The sequence below is a fragment of the Paraburkholderia bannensis NBRC 103871 genome (genome assembly GCF_000685015.1).
In the GTDB taxonomy this organism is placed as follows: Bacteria; Pseudomonadota; Gammaproteobacteria; order Burkholderiales; family Burkholderiaceae; genus Paraburkholderia; species Paraburkholderia bannensis.
Genome location: NZ_BAYA01000003.1, coordinates 509,040 through 524,498 on the forward strand (window position 1 = coordinate 509,040; position 15,459 = coordinate 524,498).

The 15,459-nt window shown below is 62.9% G+C and carries 17 protein-coding genes; 7 read left to right on the plus strand and 10 right to left on the minus strand.

Going from position 1 to position 15,459, the window contains the following annotated elements:
- Positions 1 to 10: 10 nt before the first annotated feature.
- From BBA01S_RS05550 to BBA01S_RS40160, 5 genes are all read right to left on the minus strand, one after another.
- A complete protein-coding gene (locus BBA01S_RS05550) occupies positions 11 to 1,036 on the minus strand; it encodes an alpha/beta fold hydrolase (RefSeq protein WP_027815564.1) in 1,026 nt (341 codons plus the stop codon).
- A 245-nt stretch (positions 1,037 to 1,281) separates the two neighbouring features.
- Positions 1,282 to 1,641: a response regulator transcription factor gene (locus BBA01S_RS05555; protein ID WP_027815565.1), complete on the minus strand. Its 360-nt coding sequence runs from the start codon at positions 1,639 to 1,641 to the stop codon at positions 1,282 to 1,284.
- Positions 1,642 to 1,821: 180 nt separating this feature from the next.
- Positions 1,822 to 4,056, minus strand: coding sequence for a PAS domain-containing protein (locus BBA01S_RS05560; protein WP_245641428.1), 2,235 nt, complete (start codon positions 4,054 to 4,056; stop codon positions 1,822 to 1,824).
- Positions 4,057 to 4,273: 217 nt separating this feature from the next.
- Positions 4,274 to 4,942, minus strand: a complete 669-nt coding sequence (locus BBA01S_RS05565; protein ID WP_027815567.1) for a response regulator transcription factor — start codon at positions 4,940 to 4,942, stop codon at positions 4,274 to 4,276.
- 246 nt (positions 4,943 to 5,188) lie between these two features.
- On the minus strand, positions 5,189 to 5,647 hold the full coding sequence (locus BBA01S_RS40160) for a DUF3331 domain-containing protein (RefSeq protein ID WP_245641429.1): 459 nt from the start codon (positions 5,645 to 5,647) through the stop codon (positions 5,189 to 5,191).
- Between the two features lie 384 nt (positions 5,648 to 6,031).
- Between BBA01S_RS40160 and BBA01S_RS05575 the strand changes: the two genes are divergently transcribed.
- From BBA01S_RS05575 to BBA01S_RS05590, 4 genes are all read left to right on the plus strand, one after another.
- Positions 6,032 to 6,793 carry a cation transporter gene (locus BBA01S_RS05575; RefSeq protein ID WP_027815568.1) on the plus strand — a complete coding sequence of 254 codons (762 nt, stop codon included), beginning with the start codon at positions 6,032 to 6,034 and terminating at the stop codon, positions 6,791 to 6,793.
- 207 nt (positions 6,794 to 7,000) lie between these two features.
- Positions 7,001 to 7,489, plus strand: a complete 489-nt coding sequence (locus BBA01S_RS05580) for a DUF2753 family protein (protein WP_156965872.1) — start codon at positions 7,001 to 7,003, stop codon at positions 7,487 to 7,489.
- A 57-nt stretch (positions 7,490 to 7,546) separates the two neighbouring features.
- The gene (locus BBA01S_RS05585) at positions 7,547 to 8,170 is read left to right on the plus strand and encodes a superoxide dismutase (RefSeq protein WP_027815570.1); all 624 of its coding nucleotides are present in this window, start codon (positions 7,547 to 7,549) and stop codon (positions 8,168 to 8,170) included.
- A gap of 96 nt (positions 8,171 to 8,266) precedes the next feature.
- Positions 8,267 to 9,577 (plus strand): Nramp family divalent metal transporter, encoded by a 1,311-nt coding sequence (locus BBA01S_RS05590; RefSeq protein WP_027815571.1) that lies wholly within the window; start codon positions 8,267 to 8,269, stop codon positions 9,575 to 9,577.
- A gap of 4 nt (positions 9,578 to 9,581) precedes the next feature.
- Here the strand turns inward: BBA01S_RS05590 and BBA01S_RS40165 are convergent, their stop codons facing one another.
- The 5 genes from BBA01S_RS40165 to BBA01S_RS05615 form a co-directional block, all read right to left on the minus strand.
- Positions 9,582 to 10,262 carry a DUF2325 domain-containing protein gene (locus BBA01S_RS40165; RefSeq protein ID WP_042296043.1) on the minus strand — a complete coding sequence of 227 codons (681 nt, stop codon included), beginning with the start codon at positions 10,260 to 10,262 and terminating at the stop codon, positions 9,582 to 9,584.
- A 122-nt stretch (positions 10,263 to 10,384) separates the two neighbouring features.
- The gene (locus BBA01S_RS05600; RefSeq protein ID WP_027815572.1) at positions 10,385 to 10,681 is read right to left on the minus strand and encodes a 4Fe-4S dicluster domain-containing protein; all 297 of its coding nucleotides are present in this window, start codon (positions 10,679 to 10,681) and stop codon (positions 10,385 to 10,387) included.
- Positions 10,678 to 10,992 (minus strand): hypothetical protein, encoded by a 315-nt coding sequence (locus BBA01S_RS05605; protein WP_027815573.1) that lies wholly within the window; start codon positions 10,990 to 10,992, stop codon positions 10,678 to 10,680. Before BBA01S_RS05605 ends, BBA01S_RS05600 begins: the two co-directional genes overlap by 4 nt.
- A 12-nt stretch (positions 10,993 to 11,004) precedes the next feature.
- Complete coding sequence (locus BBA01S_RS05610) at positions 11,005 to 11,598, minus strand: RNA polymerase sigma factor (protein ID WP_027815574.1); 594 nt, start codon at positions 11,596 to 11,598, stop codon at positions 11,005 to 11,007.
- A 122-nt stretch (positions 11,599 to 11,720) separates the two neighbouring features.
- The gene (locus BBA01S_RS05615) at positions 11,721 to 12,368 is read right to left on the minus strand and encodes a LysE family translocator (RefSeq protein ID WP_027815575.1); all 648 of its coding nucleotides are present in this window, start codon (positions 12,366 to 12,368) and stop codon (positions 11,721 to 11,723) included.
- Positions 12,369 to 12,525: 157 nt separating this feature from the next.
- Between BBA01S_RS05615 and BBA01S_RS05620 the strand changes: the two genes are divergently transcribed.
- The 3 genes from BBA01S_RS05620 (at position 12,526) to BBA01S_RS40170 (ending at position 15,378) form a co-directional block, all read left to right on the plus strand.
- Positions 12,526 to 13,446 (plus strand): LysR substrate-binding domain-containing protein, encoded by a 921-nt coding sequence (locus BBA01S_RS05620; protein ID WP_027815576.1) that lies wholly within the window; start codon positions 12,526 to 12,528, stop codon positions 13,444 to 13,446.
- A gap of 294 nt (positions 13,447 to 13,740) precedes the next feature.
- The gene (locus BBA01S_RS05625; RefSeq protein WP_027815577.1) at positions 13,741 to 14,802 is read left to right on the plus strand and encodes an extracellular catalytic domain type 2 short-chain-length polyhydroxyalkanoate depolymerase; all 1,062 of its coding nucleotides are present in this window, start codon (positions 13,741 to 13,743) and stop codon (positions 14,800 to 14,802) included.
- 42 nt (positions 14,803 to 14,844) lie between these two features.
- Positions 14,845 to 15,378, plus strand: a complete 534-nt coding sequence (locus BBA01S_RS40170; protein ID WP_042296047.1) for a hypothetical protein — start codon at positions 14,845 to 14,847, stop codon at positions 15,376 to 15,378.
- Positions 15,379 to 15,459: the final 81 nt, after the last annotated feature.

Below are 15,459 nucleotides of genomic sequence, written 5' to 3' on the forward strand. Positions count from 1 at the left end.
CGTCTCCGGTTTAAAGGTGCTGCACTTGCAGCATGGCGTCCGCGAATGCCTTGGGCGCTTCCTGCGGCAAGTTATGGCCAATGCCGCCGCCGATATTGCGGTGCTGGTACTTGCCCGTGAACTTGCCCGCATACGCTGCCGGCTGCGGATGCGGCGCCCCGTTAGCGTCGCCTTCAAGCGTGATCGAAGGCACCGAAATCGCAGGCGCAAGCGCGAGCTTTTTCTCAAGATCGTCGTACTTCGCTTCACCTTGCACGAGGCCCAGACGCCAGCGATAGTTGTGGATCACCACGGCGACGTGATCGGGGTTGTTAAACGAAGCCGCCGAGCGATCGTAGGTTGCATCGTCGAATTGCCACTTCGGCGACGCGAGACGCCAGATGAGCTTGTTGAAATCATGGCGATTCTGCGCGTACCCCGCTTCGCCGCGCGCCGTGGAGAAATAGAACTGATACCACCAGGCGAGTTCCGCTTGCGGCGGCAGCGGCTTTTCATTGGCGGCCTGGCTGCCGATCAGGTAACCGCTCACGGAAACCAGCGCCTTGCAGCGTTCGGGCCACAGCGCGGCCACGATATCGGCCGTGCGTGCGCCCCAATCGTAGCCGCCGATCACGGCCTGCTTGACCTTCAGCGCGTCCATGAACGCGACGATATCGACGGCGACCACGGCTTGTTGCCCGTTGCGCGGCGCGTCGGCCGAGAGCAGGCGCGTCGAGCCGTAGCCACGCAGATAAGGCACGAGTACGCGGTGCCCGGCTGCCACGAGAATCGGCGTGACCTCGGCGAAACTCTGGATATCGTAGGGCCAGCCGTGCAGCAGGATCGCAACCGGGCCGTCCTTCGGCCCGGCATCGACGTAACCGATACTCAGGCCATTCGCCTCGACCTGACGAATTTCACCAATTGAGGCGGCAGTCGGGCCCGCCAGCGACGATTGTGCGCGGGCGAGCTCGCTCAGCCCTGCGCCCACCATGGCGACGCCAGCAAGGCTGGTTCCCAGAATCTTCCGTCGGCGCTCGTTTACCTGTTCTGACATGATCCACGTTCCTGATGAATTGCGGGGCGGCACTGCAGGGCAGATTGCGAATATCCATGTTTTATTAATTCGCAATCCATAATAATATCCACGTCGATTCAAACACTTTATTTGAATCGGACGTGTGAAAATACCGCCGTCAGGTTAGCACCACGGGTGGGGCACGCGCCATACGGCGATTGGTTGGATTGCCTATACGCAGGTATAGGCGCCAGCCATCCGGATGTACAAAGATGAAAGGACTTTCAGCTTTCGCCCAGTGCAGTCTTGAGCGCCGCGAGCAACGCGGTATCGCTAAAGGGCTTGTATAGACAGTCAATTGCGCCCTGCTTGAGCAGGCGCTCGCGCAGTGCCTCGTCCTGGTGCGCAGTGATGAAGATGACCGGCACGTTGCGGCCGCTGCGCTTGAGTTCGCGAAACAGCCCCAGCCCGCCCATGCCCGGCATGTTGAGGTCGAGAATCAGGCAATCGGTGGGTTCCAGGGAGCCGGACGCGAGGAACGCCTCCGCAGACGGGAACACGGTCACCGCATATCCGAACACGCTCACCAGATCGGGAAGCGACTCCCGCACTGCCTCGTCATCATCGACCAACGTTACCAGCATCTTTGCCCCGCGGAGACTGCCTGAGACAGGCGGCGCCATCAGCATGAGCGCGCCGTTTGACCCTGGATCAAACGCCTTACGATGCCCGATTCCATCGGGCGCGTCCACCATACAGAGGTATGTATACGCACCCGCGCGCTGGCGCATAGGCGCATCTGGCCGCCGCAATAACGGAGAGAATCAGACCGCGTAGACGGGAATGGAAAATGCGAAGATTGCGCCGGGCCCATCCGTGGGCAACTCAGCCCATAGACATCCGCTTTGACTTTCAATGATGGAACGGCTGATGGCGAGACCCACGCCCATGCCGTCTTCCTTGGTCGTGTAGAACGCATCGAACATGCGTTCCGTGTCGCCGGGATCGAAGCCCATGCCCGAATCCCGCACCGTCAACCGAACCATGCCATGGGGTTCGGCCTCGGTTCTGACCCACATGACGCGCGGGCCTTCGTTCACGTCGCTCATGGCGTCCGCCGCATTGCGCAGCAGGTTCATGATGACCTGTTGCACCTGCACGCGGTCACAGCCCGCGAGCGGAACAGGATCGGCGAATTCCGTGCGCACAATGACGCGCGCGCGGTCGAGGTCGTTCTGCATCAAGGCGATGACTTCGCGTGCGGTATGGCCCAGGTCGACCGCTTCGATCATGGCGCTGCGCTTGCTGAACAGCGCACGCAGGCGCGCGATGACGTCGGCGGCGCGGTGGCCGTCGCGGATCGTGCGGCGAGCGGTTTCCTGCGCGCCTTCGATATTGGGCGGCGCGGCCGCCAGCAGACGCAGGCAGGTGCTCGCATTGGTCACAATGCCCGCGAGCGGCTGGTTGACCTCGTGGGCAATCGATGCCGTCAATGCGCCCAGGCTCATCACTCTCGACACATGCAAAAGCTCCGAGCGCGCCTTGTCGAGCGCCTCTTCCGACGAGCGGCGCTGGCTGATATCGAGCGCCGTGCCGATATATTCATGGCGTCCCGGCTGATCGGTCGCGCGATGCGCAATCACGTGCAGGTGCTTGATCGACTGGTCGGGCATGACAATGCGATGCTGGCATTCAATGTCGCTGTCGCCGCGCTGCCCCTGTTCGACGAACTGGGCAATGATGCGCACATCTTCGGGATGGCAGTGCGCAGCGATCCGCTCCAACGTCACTGTCGCGTCCGGCTCGATACCGAAGATGTGATGGAGCTGCTCCGACCACGCGATCTCGTTCGTATCGGCGTGCCACGAAAAATTGCCCATTCTCGCCAATGCCTGGCCTTCGGCGAGAAACGCTTCGCTACGGCGCAATTCTTCTTCCGCGCGCTTGCGGTCGTCGATATCGATATTGATGCCGAACCACTTGATGACGTTGCCGTCCTGGTCGCGCAAAGGACTCGTGCGAAACAGGAACCATCGATATTGGCCGTCGTAACGCTGCATGCGCGCTTCGGCAGCGCCCGGCATGCGGCTGGCCATGATGGCGACCCACGCGCTCATCAGGCCGGGAAGATCGTCGGGATGGACGGCTTTTGTCCACTCGTGGTCGCGCACCTGCTCCAGCGTGCGCCCGAGATATTCGAGGTAATAGCGGTTATAAAACTCGCCGGTGCCGTCCGGGCGCGCCGACCAGATCAAAGCGGGCAACGCGCTGATGGTTTCGTTGAGATGACGCTCGCTTTCCGCCAGCGTGATTTCCGCGCGCTTTCTATCTTCGATATCGATTGAAAGCAGGATCCAGCGCAGGATCCTGCCATCGATGTCGCGCAGCGGAAAGCCGCGCACGTTAGTCCAGCGATAAGCACCGTCGGCGCGCCGATGGCGGCTTTCCACGTTATAAGTGGTGCCGTGGGCAAGCGAATATTCCAGTCCGTCTACCGCGGCCTTGAGGTCGTCGGGGTGCACGACTTCGTCGCCGCGCCATGCCTTGAGTTCGTCGAACGATTTGCCGAAATAGTCGAGCGTCAGCCGGTTCAGCCCTTCGACCTCGCCCGTGGGCGACGTGACGGTGACGGGAACGGGAATGCTTTCCACGATCAATTGCAGGTCGATCTCGCGGCGTTTCAGCGCGTCCTGGGCCTGCCGCGAGTCGTCAATGTCGTCGCCGATGGTGCACCAGCGGACGATCTTGCCTTCGGTATCGTGAACGGGGCTGATTCTCAGGGCGAACCAGCGCAACTGGCCGTCCGCGCGACGCAGGCGCACCGCTGTTTCACCCGCTTGTCCTGACGCCAGAATGGCGGCCAGTTGGTCGAGCAGCGCCGGCAGTTCGTCGCGGCTCACTGCGCCCTGCCACTGCGCGCCCGATGACGCCTTGATGTCGAGGCCCGTATATTCCGACCATTTCCGGTTCACAAAATCGACACGACCGTCGGGATGCGCAGTCCAGGCAATGCTGAATAGCCCGTCCAGCATGACGCCGAGATCAATTGCCAATCCCATCATTGTTCTGATATTTGAGAGCTGGAAACGGAGTTAAAGGCATTCGCTGAATTTCGCATTCAGGTGAATGAGTCGATTTAACCGTGGAATGCGGGAATTATCCCATGCACAAACACCCGTCGCAATAGCACGAGATTTTGTCAACCGCCGCCATCTGGTTGCATACGCATCGAATTTTCAGCCCAAAAAATAGCGGCCGAAAAACAATGGCGCGCCGCTAACGCGCGCTGTGGTCGATGCCGAGTGCAACGATGTTGCGCACCAGGTCAGCGACGGTGCGCACGTTCATCTTGCGCATGGCCTGCCCGCGGTGAATCTTGACCGTGACTTCCGCAATGCACATGCGGGCGGCGATCTGCTTGTTCATCAGGCCCGCGGCAACGTTGGACAATACCTCGCGTTCGCGCGGCGTCAGCGCATTCCAGCGCTCGCGCATTTCGATGAGCGAGCTGTTCGCTTCAAGGCGCTGCGCGTCGCGCTGCAACGCGGCGACCACGGCATCGATCATGTCCTGGTCGCGAAACGGCTTGGTCAGGAAATCGATCGCACCGGCCTTCATGGCTTCGACTGTCATTGCAATGTCACCATAGCCTGTCATGAAGATCACAGGCATGGGTGCACGATCCATCGTCAACAGCGACTTTTGCAGCGCCAGCCCGCTTTGACCGCGCAGGCGCACGTCCAGCACGAGACACGCAGGCCCTTGTCCTTTAGGCGCCGCGAGAAAATCTTCGGCTGAATGAAAAGCTTCGGCTTCCAGGTCGATCGAGTGCAGCAGGCTCACGAGAGCGCTGCGCACCGACTCGTCGTCGTCCACGACATAGACGACGCCCGCGATGCTATGGGCACCAGAGTGGGCTGACCGGGCCGTATCAGTGTTTAGCATCTACAATTATTTCTACGCTGATAACGCTGGGCGAATGAGAACCGTTGAGAATACCACTGCTCTGCTGGAGCATAGGCGAATTGACACGGCTTGTCGCGCCGAATTGCACGACATTATCACCGAATGCCGGAAATCCCAAATAATGAGTTTCACACGCGCCGCGCGAATGGCTTGTCACGGCGGATCTGGCTCGGGCGCATCACTCACGCATCACTCACGCATCACCCGCGTTTCACCCGTGGATTGCTATTCGCAATCGGCCACGCTGCCGCCCCACGTTTCGAGCGACACGGCAAGAATCATCGCGCCGGAATTCAAAGGCACCTTGAAGCGGCGGGCCTGCGGCCGGAACACCGCGTCGCCGCGTTTAATGGGTTCGCCCGATAGCATGCACACGCCTGCGCGCCGCGCGGTCGCACGTTTCCAGACCTGTTCGCGATAGCTGCAACACGTAGGGTCGCTCCACGACAAGGCAAAGGCCGCGTTGGGCAAACGCTCCTCCACTTTGACGGTGCATCGCCTGAAGGCGTCGTCGTCGCGCGCGCGGGGGTCGCGCGGCGGACAATGGGGCGCGCTCATCCGGGACGCCGGCGACGCAAGCAGGCCGCGCACCATATGCGCCCACGGGTTTTCACACGTGCCGGGCGCGCCCTTGTCGAGCGTGGCTCCCGCGTACGACGACCTGCGCGAATCCGACCTCACCACGGCTAACTCCCCTGTTCCGAATGAACGTGAATTTCACGTGAGTCCCATTTTTAAAACGGAACGGCTTTTATCCTGCGGTTCTTATTTCAATTGGATAAAAGCTTAAACGGAAGCGCCGTTGCACGGCATTCTACGAGTGCGTGGGCAATTTGATGCTTTTGTATATCGCACTCATACCTGGGTATAAATCGATGGGCGGCGGCGACTTGAATATTGTCGCCCGCACGGCAGCGAGTATAAGGAAAGTCCAGGGAAAGTCGCGAACGGTTGCGCCCACGCCTTGGCAACGCGAATTTTTCACTGATGTTTGCGTTGCGCCGTCATAAACCCGCAATCCACGCCTTGTAGGCTGTGAGCTCAAAAATTCACGGCCCAAAGCTTCGCATGCAATCCGTCAGCCCGGAGTGTGACCAGGCGTCTGTGCGCGCCGCCCGTCTCAGCGCGCTCGCGAGCGCGTCGCTGCTCGCACTGCAACTCACGATCGGATGGTGTGCGGACTCGCAGGCTCTTATCGCCGACGGCGTCCATACGTTCGTGGATCTGCTCGTCGACGCGCTGCTCTTCGCTTCGCTCTTTATCGGCGCAAGGCGTCTGCGCGGCACGCCACGCGCCGTCAGCGCATGGGCCCCGGCGACGCTGTGCATGACGCTCTCGGCGCTCGCGGGCGTTGCGCTGCTGATGCAGGGGTTTGGCGCCATCTCCGATCAGGATGCGAGCGCGAGCGCCACCACGGGCGGCGCGACGCCAAGCTGGGTGCTGCTTGCGGCGCTGCCCGTCATCGCGATCCGCGAGTACACCGCACGTCGCCTCAATGCAACCGCCGAGAAGGTCGCGGACACCGACTCGCACGCCGCCAGCGTGCTGAGCGCCGGTGCGTGGCACGCCAGAATCGACGCGCTTTCGGCCTGTGCGGCGGCCATCGGCGCAGGCGGGATTCTGGCGGGCTTCGGCCACCTGGATCACATCGCCACGGTGTTGATCGGCGCCATCATGCTCGCCACGGCGATCCTGCCGAAAGACAGTCCCCTGCGCAAAGGCTTCGGCCGTCTCAAGGCGCTGGCGTCATCGATGCGCACCTTGCGCGTGACGCCCGAGGCCGACGCGGCCACCGCGGAGCCTGCTGGCCAGTCTGCCGGCGGCCAATAACCGCTACGGCAGCGCCACGCTGCCGCTCCCTGCTCGCTCCCGAAGTGCTCACTGCGTGCTCACTGCGCGCCCACAGCGCACGCCGACATTTGCCCCAACTGCCATCCCGGGTATTCTGGCCACATCAAATGATAATGGTTATCATTTACAAAGCCAGATGACGTGGACACCTTGTCCGCGTAAAGGGCGCAAACAGGAGGCTCGATCATGCACCACCCTGCCACGCCTGCAGCCGGCGTCACGCCCGCCAGAGACTTGAGTTTGTCCCAGTGGGAAGCCATCACGCGCCAGGCGCTGAGCACCGCGCGCGATACCGGCCCCGATGCGGCGCTCGCCGGCTACGAGCAGGCCTTGTCGATCGCGCGCCAGTTGTTCGTCGCGCCGCCGCCGGGCCGCGCCGACGATTGCGTGGCCGCTCTGGTCGTCTCGTGCCACAACCTCGCCGATCTGCACGTCGAGCACGGCGATACGGATACGGCCGCCACCTACCTGTGCCGCGCGCACGAATCGCTCATCGCGCTGATCCTCGACGCCGGCCGCACCGCCTCGCAGCGCGAGGCCGCGCTGCGCCATAGCCGCGAAACGCATCTCGCCCTGATCGCGCATGTGGCCCACCACGGGCCGCATCCCCTCGTCACCCGTGTCCTGCGCATGGGCTGCCTGGCGCTCAACGTCGACGGCCCGACACGGCACTGACCCACCCGCCAAACGATCTGCACTGCAAACCATCATCCAGCCTGCAAGGAGCCTTTCATGCCCTACGTTTTGCCCGATTTGCCCTATGCGGTCGATGCGCTCGAACCGCACATCGATACCCGCACGATGGAAATTCATCACTCGAAACACCATCAAACCTACGTCAACAACCTCAATGCCGCGCTGGAAGGCACTGAGTTTCAGGATCTGCCGGTCGAAACCCTGATCGCCCGCATCGAATCGCTGCCCGAGGGGCTGCGCCTTGCCGTGCGCAACAACGGCGGCGGCCACGCCAATCACAGCCTGTTCTGGGCCGTGATGTCGCCGCACGGCGGCGGCGAGCCGGATGGCGCGCTCAGGGCCGCAATCGACGCGGATCTTGGCGGCTTCGAAGCCTTCAAGGAGGCCTTCACCAAGGCGGCGCTGACGCGCTTCGGCAGCGGCTGGGCATGGCTGAGCGTGGATCGCGAAGGCAAGCTCGTGGTGGAAAGCAGCGGCAACCAGGACAGCCCGCTGATGGCCGGGCTGATGTCGGGCAACACGCCGGTTCTTGGCCTCGATGTCTGGGAGCACGCCTATTACCTGAAGTACCAGAACCGGCGGCCCGACTATATCGGCGCCTTCTATAACGTCGTCAACTGGCAGGAAGTCGCGCGCCGCTACGCCGCCGCACGCGCATAACGTTGCACGCGCCATGAGCCATCCGGTCACGAACTACGATCAGGATGACGAAACAAATACTGCGCGCCTGACGCGTCGCGTTGCGCGGGAGGTTCGATGAACTCGGTGACAGACACGGCCACGCTCTCCGGCCGCGCAACCACGGCGATCCGCGAAGTGCTGGCCGGCGGCCCGCGCGGGCCGCGTTCGCTGCTGCTGTTCGTGGGCCCTGCCGTGATCGCGTCGATTGCGTACATGGATCCCGGCAACTTTGCGACCAACATCCAGGCGGGCGCGGGGTTCGGCTACTCGCTGCTGTGGGTCGTGCTCGCGGCCAACGGCGTCGCGATGCTGCTCCAGGCGCTGTCCGCCAGGCTTGGTATCGTCACCGGGCGCAACCTCGCCGAACTGTGCCGTGAGCACTACTCGCGGCCCGCCGTCTATGCGATGTGGGCCGTGAGCGAAGTCGCGGCCATGGCGACCGATCTCGCCGAGTTCCTGGGCGGCGCGATTGCGCTCGCGCTGCTCTGCAAGCTGCCCTTGCTCGCGGGCATGGGGATCACGGCGGCCGTCACCTATGCCATCCTGCTCTTCGAGAACAAAGGCTTCCGGCCCATGGAAATCGTGATCGGCGCGCTCGTTGCCATGATCGGCCTGTGTTATCTCGCGGAAATGTTCATCGCGCCGGTCGCGTGGAGCCAGGTGGCCCGGCATGCAATCGTGCCGTCGCTGCCAGGCGGCGGCGCATTGATGCTTGCGGCCGGCATCGTCGGCGCGACCGTGATGCCGCACGCGATCTACCTGCACTCTGGGCTCGCGCAAAGCCGCGTCGCCAGCAGCACGGCCCGCGAGCGGCGCATGCTGATCCGTTTTTCCAACCTGGAAGTGATCGTTGCGCTGTCCATCGCCGGGATGGTGAACATGGCGATGGTCATCATGGCCAGCGCCGCCTTTCACGCCGACCACCGGGAGGTCGCTGAAATCAGCACTGCGTATCAAACGCTCACGCCGCTGCTCGGCGCGGGCGCGGCATCGCTCTTTCTGGTTTCGCTGCTCTGCTCCGGCGTGTCCAGTTCGGTCGTCGGCACGATGGCCGGGCAGATGATCATGCAGGGCTTCGTGGGCTTGCGCATGCCGGTCTGGCTGCGCAGGCTCGTCACGATGGCGCCTGCGTTCGTCGTCGTCGCCGCAGGCGTCAATGCCACTCAGGCGCTGGTCGTCAGCCAGGTGGTGCTGTCGTTCGCGCTGCCGGTGCCGATGGTGGCCCTCGTGCGCTTCACGCGACGCCGCGACATCATGGGCGAATTCGCAAACGGGCCGCTCACCGATGTGGCCGCGATCGCCGCGACCGTCCTCATTCTGGTCTTGAACGCCGTGCTGCTGATCGAAACCCTTGGCGTCGCGTTGCCGGGTTTCGGGGCCTGGTAACAGGCTATTCTTCGGCGTCGACCGACACCCTGGCGCGCGACGCGATCACGCGATCGAGCGCGTCGGGTTGCTCGACCAGCACGCATTGCTTGCCAGTTCGCGAGCAGTAGTCCTGCACGCGCCACCAGTCGCCGTGGCTCACGCAGCCCGCCTGGCAGATCACGAGATCGGCGTCCGCCAGCCCTGCCTGGAGCTGCCCGGCATCGGCGGCGTTCGAGCGCACCAGCCGCACGCCGCTGGCCGCAAGCGCACGCTCGCTCGCGCCGTTCTGCTGGCGATCCGGGCTGATCCACATGACGACCTTGCCGCGCGCGGTGGAAGGCGTTGCGACGTCCCGCGCCATGGTCGCCTGACGTTGCGCGCCTGCCGCGACCTTGGGCTCGCCGCGCATCAAGACCCGAACCCTGGCCTCCAGCGCCCGTACCTGCTGCGCGAGCGCGAGCCGCTTGGGCAGCCCTTCGATCGACGTCTTGACCTCGGCCAGTTCTTCCTTTGCCCACGCAAGCGCGGTCTCGCGGATCATCACCGCCGCACGCAACCGCATCGCCTGAGCCTCCAGTGCGGCGACCTTCTTCGCCTGGGCCGCGATCACCGCCGACGCGCGCCGCTGCGCCCGCCCCAGTTCGCGAACCACCGTGCCGTGCTCATCGCCCAGGTTCAACCCGTTCCAATCCGTTGCCGTCATTTCGAGCCATCCTCGCGGACATCCGCGCCGCACAATGCCGTCATATTAGCAATGATTCTCATTTACCAGAAGCCAGACCATACAGCGAGAAGGCCCTGACGCCGCGAACAACCCGTCATGCTCTACGCCGTTCTGGCGAGCTTGATCGCCCGTTCAGGGCACGCCGTCACGCAAAGGCCGCACGAGCGGCAGGCTTGCGAATTCGGTGTGTACGCAACCTTCATCCCGTGCACGCGCAGCTTCATGCGATGCCCCCAACCCAGGCCACGGTAATCCGCTTCGTCGATACGGCGGATCTCGAACACGTTCTCCGGGCAGACCTCCAGGCAGTCGCCCTTGCCTTCGCAGCGTTTCAGGTCGACGACGGGCACGATCACGCCCGGCTGCTGCTTGCACTCGACAGGCGATGGCGCGCTCATGCTTCGTCTCCGTTGCGCCGTGCGCGGCCCGCCCGCCATGCGGCCTGGAATTGCTCCCTTTCCTCAGGCGTCATCGCTTCCCACTTGCGCCAGTGGCGCCGGTAGCGCCCGCCGCCATGGCCGCGAAATCCACCGAAGAGAATCCGGCTCAACACCAGCAAACCCAGTGCGTGCGCGAAGTCGATTGCGCGAGCGCCCACGAACAACGCCGGAATCACCCAGTTCCACAGCATCATGACCACCCAACCCAATACGCCGATCGCGACGATCACAAGCAGCGCCTTGCCCGCACATCTGATTCGAAACTTCATTCGCCGACTCCTTTAAATATCCAGTTCGTCATAAATGGGCTGTAGCCGCGCACGCAGATGCAGCACCGCATAGCGTTTGCGCGCCAACAGCGTATTGAGCGGCACACCGCTTTGCTCGGCCAGATCCTTGAACGAGCGCCCTTCCAGTTCGTGTGCGATAAAAACTTCGCGTTGATTCGACGGCAATTCGTCGAGCGCTTCCTGCAGGGCCTTGAGCAACAGGCTGCGCGCGTAGAGCGCCTCAGGGCCGGCGTCGTGGGCCGGCAGCGCGAGATCGAGCCGCAGGTCGCGGTGCGCTTCCTCGTCGTCCTCGTCATCGCCTCCGGCCAGCTCCGCGAGCGGCTGCTCCTTTTTCTTGCGAAAGCGATCGACGATGCGATTGCGCGCGGCACGGAACAGCCACGCGCTCGCCTGCTCGATGGGCGCGGGAAGGCGGTAGGCCTGCACGAATTCGTGGAACACGTCCTGAAGGATGTCCTCGGCATCGTCCTGGTCGCGGATGCGACGCCGGATGAAATTGACGAGCCTCGTGCGCTCACGCACCACGGTCGCGGTGATTTCGCTGTCTCGGTCGGTCATCGGGTGCGAGGTGGGTGGCGGTTCCATGCGTCTGAAGACGTTTCAGCAGCACGGATATTGTGGCTGACGCGAGAAATTTTTTTGCGGCGATCGACCGCGACGAAACTGAATATAGGGGCAGCTTTTGGGGGCAGTTGAATCGGCGACGATCAGGACAGGCTGCCGCGCAAGGCGGCGGCGAATCCTGCCATGGCCAGCGCGAGCAGAAATCCTGCTGACAGCACCGCAATCCAGCGTTGCTGACGATGAATCACCGGATGTCTCGACGCCAGGATGTAGGCGCTCAGGATCGAGAAATCGACGACGATCCAGAGCGCCGCCAGGATGGCCAGGCTCGCGCGCGAATCCGACGTAATGCCGATGAACTGCGGAAAGAACGCGACGAAGAACAGAATGTCCTTGGGATTGGCAATGCCGACGAAAAAGCCCTGAAAAACAGCAGGCAAACGTGGCGACGCCGAAGTTCCAGCGTGCGCTTGCGCGGAGCCGGACGCACCGCCAGCACGCCATTCGCCATGCAGCGTGCGGATCGCCAGCACGGAAACAAAGACGCAACCCAAAAGCTGGAGCCATGCGAGCAGGCGCTCGCTGACCAGCACCACGCCGAACACCATGAGCGTGGCCAGGCTGATCAACAGCAGGCTTGCGGCATTCGCGCCCGCAGCGGTCAGGACGCCCTGCGAGACGCCTCGCCGCGCCGCGGTGCCGACGACGAGCATCACAACCGGCCCAGGCGTGGCGATAAGCAGGACGATCGCCGCGAAATAGGCGAGCAGCAGCGTGGAATGGAGGTTCATGAGAAAAAGTTGAGATGAATGCAGGCCTGATCCATTGGCCCTGCGGGTCTTGCCAGGGAATACGGCGCTTGAAGCTATAGTATTGCCGCACGGCATCGCCGATAAAAACGGAAAATACTGTGCGAATGCATGACTTTTACTCATGTGGATGGCCGCCTTGAAGACCCAGACCCTACCCCCCGTTTATGCCCTGCGCGCGTTCGAGAGCGCTGCGCGAACCGGCTCGTTCACGCTCGCCGCAGAGGAACTGAGCCTCACGCAAAGTGCCGTGAGCAAGCATGTGAAAACGCTCGAAGCGTATTTCGGCCGCAAGCTGTTTGTCCGCCAGGGCCCGAAGCTGACGGTCACGGCGCAGGGGCAGATATTCGCCGCGGGGCTAAGACGCGGCTTTCGCCAGATCGAGGAAGCCTGCACGCTCTTTCGTACGCGTGACGACGTCCTGCGTCTCAAGGCGCCCTCGACGCTCACGATGCGCTGGTTGCTCGATGCACTCGCGGCGTTTCGCAAGACGCAACCCGCATTCGAGGTGCAGATCGCGAGCGTCTGGATGGATGTCGATACCGTCGATTTCGTCAGCGAGCCCTACGATTGCGCGATCCTGCTGGGCGGCGGCCGGTTCGGCGAACAGACGCATAACGTGAAGCTTTTCGACGAATGGCTGGTGCCGATTTGCTCGCGCGCGCTCGCACCAGCGGCGCGGGCCAATCTCGGCGCATGCGAGCTGATTCATCCTTCGCCGGATCGCCGCGACTGGCGACGCTGGCTTAAAGCAAGCGGCCACGACGCGAACGTCGATATCACCCGCGGCCAGGTGTTCGACATGCTCGAACAGGGCATGGCTGCGGCCGCCGCCGGACACGGTGTTTCAATCGGCGACCTCGCGCTCAGCGCCGGCGCGATTGCAGCGCGCCAGCTCGTCCTGCCGTTCAAGACCGCCGTGGCCAGCGGCGACGCCTATTACCTCATCAGGCCCGAAGACTCCGACAAAGCGGCGCAGGTCGAGATGCTGCAAGCGTTTTTGCAAAGCCACCTGCCCAGGCTCCGTTGGCCGGATATCGAGTTCAAGGCACTGCGCTAGTGCATGAATTAATCGCAATTGAATATCAATGCATAGCGATGCGAAATGATTTTTCGCACGATTTATGCCGCACTGCATAAAAGACATCACGCTTTCATAGACCCGATATGCATGCTGACTGGCGCGATGACGCTGCCACGCGGCTCTCGCATTTTCCCCTTGCTGCGTTGCACAAGCTCGCCTATACCACTAGGGCATTCGCGAGGCAGCGGCGCACGCGCACAAGCCTCTTCGCAGCCAGCCGGCACACCGGCCATCGAGCCGGAATGCCATTGATACGGGGGAGTCAGCATCATGCAATTCAGTATTTCGCCCAAGGTCGAAAAATTGGGCCGTTATGCGGTTATGAAAGGTCAAAGCTCTATTTCCGGATTGTCGTCGGGCGCGTTCATGACGGTGCAACTGCACCTCGCCCATTCGGCGAGTTTCAGCGGCGTGGGCGTGATCGCAGGCGGCCCGTTCCGCTGCGCCGAATCGTTTCGCGGCGCAGCGCCGCTCGCCGAAGACGCCTACGTGCAGAGCGCCGAATACATCTGCATGAGCCCGCTCACGGCCGCCGCGGGCCCGGACGCAAACCGTCTGGCCGACCTCGCGCGCAGCACCGCGCAAGCGGGCAAGATCGATCCGGTTGCGAACCTCAAGGACGATCGCGTGTTTCTGTTTTCTGGCACGCAAGATTCGGTTGTGCACTCAACGGTCGTGAAGTGCACGGAATTGTTCTATCGCCAGTTGGGCGTGAATACGCTCACGTTCGACGACACGGTGGCGGCGGGCCATTGCATCGTCACCGACAATCCCGAAGATTCGATGCTGGCGCTCAATCAGCCGCCCTATATCAATCGCGGCGACGGCATGCTTTCGCACAAGATCCTGCGCCATCTCTACGACGGTCTCGCGGATCCGTCCGAGCGCCCTACCGGGCGCATCGTGCGCTTCGACCAGCGCGAGTTCTTCGGTAACGAGGCGCGGGCGAGCATGAGCGAATTTGGCTATGCGTACCTGCCGCGCGCCGTCGAACTCGACGGCAAACCCGCGCGCGTGCATATCGTGCTGCACGGCTGCAAGCAGGGCTATGGCTTCGTGAATTTCGTCAATGGCCGCGAAGACGTGCTCAACCAGGTGAGTTACGGCAATCGCTATATCACTACCACGGGCTACAACGAAATCGCCGACAGCAACGACATCATCGTGCTCTACCCGCAGGCCACGGGCTCGGACGGCTCAGTGCAGAACCCCGATGGCTGCTGGGACTGGTGGGGCTATACGAGCCCCGATCCGCAGGCGCCCGATTACTACTCGCGCGACGCGATCCAGATTCGTGCGATCCATCGCATGTTGACCCAGCTTGGCGGTTGAGCACGGCGTCGTTCATTCCCCCTCTTTCGATGTGAGCCTTCCATGAACCAGATGATCACCGAGTCGGCCGCGTTCCTGCCGGCGGCACTCGACCTGGCGCAGACCGCGCCGGCCGCGCACGCGGCCACCATCAGCGACTTCGCCCGCGCGCATGTGCTGATGCAAGGCTGGGCGCAGCGCGCCGCCATCAATGGCGCGGACACGACCAAGCTGTGGGCGTCGGGCCAGCTTTATCTCTACGCAGGCGAGCTGCTGGACATGCAGCGCGCCGCCTATGAGCGCTTTCTCAAGCAACAGGGCGCGACGCTGGAGAACTGGGTTGAATGGGGCCGCCAGCGCGCGCAACTGCGCGGCGCCAACACCATGACCAAGCTGGTGGAACAGGAAATGAACCTGGTGGGCCGCATCGGCCAGATCTTTACCGATCAGCTCACCAACCTGCTGGCCTTGCAGGAGAACGTGGAAGTGGCCTATGGCTGGTGGCTGAGCCAGAAACTGGGCGACACGTCGACGAGCCGTGCCGCGGCCGTGGCGTGGTCAGGCAATCCGCACGAGGTGACGGGCAGCCCGGCCTGAGGTTGTCGGATTGAGTGATGGTTTGCGCGCGAGATCGTTTCGCGCGCAACCATTTCATGGTCACCGCGCGATCAGCAGGTA